The organism is Paraburkholderia atlantica (assembly GCF_009362785.1).
GTDB classification, from domain to species: Bacteria; Pseudomonadota; Gammaproteobacteria; order Burkholderiales; family Burkholderiaceae; genus Paraburkholderia; species Paraburkholderia atlantica.
The window spans coordinates 1-4,504 of the sequence record NZ_WHNQ01000122.1; the positions used below are offsets into that span (position 1 = coordinate 1).

Sequence of the window (4,504 nt, forward strand, 5' to 3'; positions counted from 1 at the left end):
ATACGCCGTTCGCGTTCCCGGGTTGGCTGATGACTATTCTCGGCGCGGTTGTTGACGCGGGCGCTGGCTTTGACGAACACATGCGTGACGTTCGCCAGTTCGGGGATCTCCGCTTTCGCGGCCGGATAGCTGCGCAACTGATCGGTGACAATCCTTCGTGGCGTGTCGGCACAGGCGGCCAGCACGCGGTTGAAGAAACGCTTTGCTGCGGCCTTGTCGCGATGTTTCTGCAGCAGGATGTCGAGTTCGGCGCCGTGCTGGTCGACTGCCCGCCAGAGCAGATAAGGCTCACCGCGCAGTAACGAAGACTTCGTCCAGATTCCATGTGCGCCCAGGCTTGCGGCGAGCAGCTTTGACGCGGTGTGCGAAGCCCGCGCCGAATTTGTCGCACCAGCGGCGGATCGTCTCGTAACTGACAACGACACCGCGCTCGAACAGCAGTTCTTCAATGTCACGCAGGCCAAGTTGGAACCGGAAATACCACCGAACCGCGAGGCTAATGATTGCCGCCGGGAACCGGTGGCCGTGATAAAGCGATTTTCTTTTCTTCATCGTGACATCTTACGTGACTACCTCGCCAACTTGACAGTGCCGGCGCAGGAGCTTGCGGCGCAGGAGGCGAAGGCGTAATCATCGCCAACCTGCTGAACCGGTGGAACGCCTTCGGCAAACCGGTTTGCGTCAAAAATGCATAGTCGCGTCCATAGTACGGGAACTCGTACCCATCCGGACAAAGCCCATCAGCTTGACATTGCCTTCTCTTTCAATCTGCGCCACAATTTTTCATCGACCGGGCCCCGATGTACGGTCGGTTCCATTCTTCCCAGAGACCGTTGGAATCTTTCCCACCGTTTCCCTAGGTTCTTTTGACTCTCGCTTTTAACGTGAATGGCGTTGAAATCCTTGATGTCTAGTGCAAGGCATCCCTCGGCCGTCACCGGCTGTCGCGTATGTACATGAACGAACAACGGCGCGGCGTTATCGCCGTCAGAGACCGGATGAGGTTGAACGCACAACTCAAACACCGTGCCTTGATTGCCACGGTCAGAATTGGAAGGCAGCCTCTTCGGCACCCCTACCAGGGCGATCCCGTCTAAATCGAACAGGCGGTTCAGATGTCTGGCTTTAGGGTAGCGGTGCTGTTTGATCAAATCCGCCTCTTGCTGATCCACGCAAGCTTCTATGTGAGCCAGAAGGCTCTCTCGCTGCACAACCTTACTGGCGCACTCCGCGACCTGGGGACTCTCAGGTAGTGCGGCGAGCATTCTATTCGCACGCTCCAAGTCGGTGACGCGACCGAACCATGATGCGACCGAATCGCGAATTATGCCAGCAACGTCGAGCGGGTCGTTTTCGTTTCGCCTTATCGTGTCGATCGTGCTGGTGTCGAATCCGACCCGGCGAGCAAGCGCGAGCAAGTCCTTGGCAGGGTAACGCATGGCGTCTGGCGGCAATCGTTGGCTCTTGTCCAGGAGAGCTGTGGCCTGCTTGAGGATTTCCGAGTGTCCGGCCGTGTCCGCCGCGCGCCCCCGCTCGACGTCGTGGAGTTGAATACGAGTACGGCGGCGCGACCGGCGACGCCGTGGAATGGTTTCAACGCCTGATGCTTCCTGTGCATCGCTCGCACCGTGCAGTCCCGCCCGGTGCGATGGCTCCCCTCTGTCGTTTTGCGAGCGTTTCAGCATGGGCAGAACGATGGCTTGCACCGGCGACACAAAATCGCCAAGTCGTTCGGCGAATCGCAGTGCTGCATTCCATTTCTCAGCGTCCTCTGAGCTCCAGTTCTCTGCGATCGTTTCGGCGAAGTGGTTAGCGGTTAGCTCCAGAAGCTTAAGTGCGCTGAGTAATTCAAATAATATCTGCGATTTTTTTTTGGCTTGCTCTTCTACATTGTCAATAGTGTCAGCCTCTCCGTATTGATCAAGGAGGTTGAACACTGGCGCGGCTCTTGATGCAATGGTTCCGAGCGATCGACGAACATCGACTGGCCAGGCAAAAGTGCGCAGATAGTAGTTGTTTAACGAGGCGACCGCTCTCCCTACCGGAGCCAGCAGTTGCGATGCCCCCGAGCGGAGTCGCGGTTGAACTGTTTCGATCTTATCAGTCGCGTGGGCGGTAATACCTGATTTGAGAAGTTTTTCATCAATTAGTGAATTCGCGAATAGTTCGAGTGCTTCTCGATGAGAATTCATCTCGTCCAGCGTCGTCATGAATTTATCCAACGCGCCGCGAACTTTTATTAACTCGTCCATATCCTCAGGAAAGTCCTTTAACGTTGGGCGCAAACAATCGACGTCACCTCGCAATTTAAAAAATGTCTGCCATACAGCGTCCAGGAGATCCGAAGCCACCTTGATCCCGTCGATTATCGAGCGGCTTCTTTCTTCTACATTGATTGAAGAGCCGTGAGCGATCGACATTGCATTTTTCACGTCACCAAACCCGCGCCCCAGAAAGCGACATTTCTTTTCAGGGTCGTCGGAGTAATGGGGAGCTAGTTGAAGCGTTGTTTCAAGTCGAACGCAAAGGTAGGTCAGGTCATCAGCCGGTTTTGCGGTTGAAATTGCAGCCCGCGGCAGGCGGCTGGCACGCCGATGCCGCTCCGCATCAGGATATTGTGTGGCGGATGACGAGCTGGAGGCGGTGTCGTGACGCGTCCGCCGCGGAAGGCAATCGAGAAGCGGTGCCGATCGCGGCGTATCGGTTCTCTGCGATCCATGTGTAGGTTCGGGGCCGGACGGCTCGTTGGAGTCAGATGATGTCGCCGTACTCTTGTCGATTCGGCTGCTGGACATTTTTCATTCCACGATGATGTGCGCCAGGAGGATGCCAAACGTCCAAAGTTAGCTCGGGTTGACGAGGTATACGCTTGGGTCCGGTGTACAGGGAGCTGAGACGGAAGATTCAAGGTGGTTAAAGTCAGCTCAGCAGCGTGCCGGTCCATCCACCGTCAACAATGCTGTAATGGCTTTGCTTCTCACGACCGGACTCTCCCGGATTCGACGCGGCAAACCCGACGCGGGCCACCATGTCTGACACTGTAGCCCCCTTATCACGCCGTTCATGTGCCGCGCGAAATTTGGCGTGCCAATGCGTAGCGAGGCATTGTCACGTTATCGAGATGGTCGGGTAAGATCGCATGATGAAAAATGCAAAATCGCTGTACCACGGTCATCGCTTTCCCGTATCGGTTATCAGTTGCGCGGTGCGTTGGTATTTCAGGTTCCAGCTCAGATATCGAAGAGTTGCTGTTCGAGCGCGGGGTTATCGTCAGCTACGAAACGGTACGACGCTGGTGCGATAAGTTCGGCGCGTGCTTCGCACACCGTGTGAAAGCGTCGCGTCGCAAGCCCGGCACCACATGGCACCTTGACGAAGTATTTGTGACGTTGCGCGGTGAGCCTTACCTGTTGTGGCGCGCCGTCGATCAACACGGTGCTGAACTCGATATCCTGCTACAGAAGCACCGCGACAAGGCAGCAACGAAGCGGTTTTTGAAGCGCGTGCTTGCCGCGTGCTCTGAGGCACCGCGCAGGATCGTTACTGACCAGCTGCGCAGCTATCGGGCGGCGAAAGCCGAGATTCCCGCACTGGCTTGCGTCAAGCACGTCTTTGTCAAAGCCAGCGCGCGGGTCAATAACCGGGCCGAAAACACTCATTAGCCGACCCGCGAACGCGAGCGACGCATGCGTGGCTTTCGCGATCCAGAGCGCACGCAGGCTTTCCTGTCGAGCTTCGGTCCGATCCGGCAGCACTTCGCGCTGAAGCGACACCTGCTACGCGCCTCGCTCTATCGCAAACAGCTTGCCACACCCATCGCCGCCTGGCATCGCTTCACACAACTGATTGCGGGTTTCAAGCGGACTGAAAGTTGCATTTGATCAGTAGGACATATGTTTCATGAAATGCAGGAGTTGGCAAGACGGGCAGCGCGAAGCGGTAGTCGGATTTGCGAGGTGATCGACATGGCATCGACGCGCGGGGCCGCGACGCAATGCGCCGGCGACGTGACGACAGGCGGCCCAGAGGGGCGCGATCAGCTGCGGCAGTAGTGCCGCAGGTTGATCATCGTATAGGCCAGCGTCTTGAGCGCGTAGTGTACGTCGCTGATGCGCTCGAAGCGCAGCAGCAGGCGGCGGAACATATCCTCCCAGGCGAACGGCTTTGTCCGGATGGGTGCGAGTTCCCGTGCCATGGACGCGACTAGGTTCTGTTGCAGTAAGGCCCACGTTAAAATTGGGTAGCGAATTTTTGAGCTGTGCGATGAAGAAGACGAAGACACCGCGAACCACACTCGCGCCGGGCTTAGCCAAGGTCCTGAAGCGCCTTCACTACCCGCTTGAAGTGATTTTGCTGTGCGTGCGATGGTACGTGGCCTATTCGCTGAGTTTGCGCAACCTTGCGGAAATGATGGACGAGCGTGGTATCGCGGTGGATCATTCGACGGTGCACCGCTGGGTCATCAAGCTGCTGCCGCTCTTCGAAAGGCGCTTCCGCAAGCACA

2 protein-coding genes and 3 pseudogenes are annotated in these 4,504 nt (G+C 57.0%); 2 read left to right on the forward strand and 3 right to left on the reverse strand.

All coding sequences use genetic code 11. The features are described 5' to 3' along the window. A pseudogene (locus GCT19_RS40925) lies at positions 1 to 552 on the reverse strand (IS6 family transposase); the annotation flags it as partial. Between the two features lie 188 nt (positions 553 to 740). Continuing rightward, positions 741 to 2,795 carry a hypothetical protein gene (locus GCT19_RS40930; protein WP_152855009.1) on the reverse strand — a complete coding sequence of 685 codons (2,055 nt, stop codon included), beginning with the start codon at positions 2,793 to 2,795 and terminating at the stop codon, positions 741 to 743. 347 nt (positions 2,796 to 3,142) lie between these two features. On the opposite strand from GCT19_RS40930, the pseudogene GCT19_RS40935 reads away from it, so the two are divergent. Next, positions 3,143 to 3,881, forward strand: a pseudogene (locus GCT19_RS40935) (IS6 family transposase). Between the two features lie 155 nt (positions 3,882 to 4,036). On the opposite strand, the gene GCT19_RS43145 reads toward GCT19_RS40935, so the two are convergent. After that, entirely contained in the window at positions 4,037 to 4,195 is a 159-nt protein-coding gene (locus tag GCT19_RS43145) for a hypothetical protein (RefSeq protein WP_193727528.1), read from the reverse strand. Positions 4,196 to 4,263: 68 nt separating this feature from the next. Between GCT19_RS43145 and GCT19_RS40940 the strand changes: the two are divergent. Further along, positions 4,264 to 4,504 (forward strand): annotated as a pseudogene (locus GCT19_RS40940) (IS6 family transposase); the annotation flags it as partial.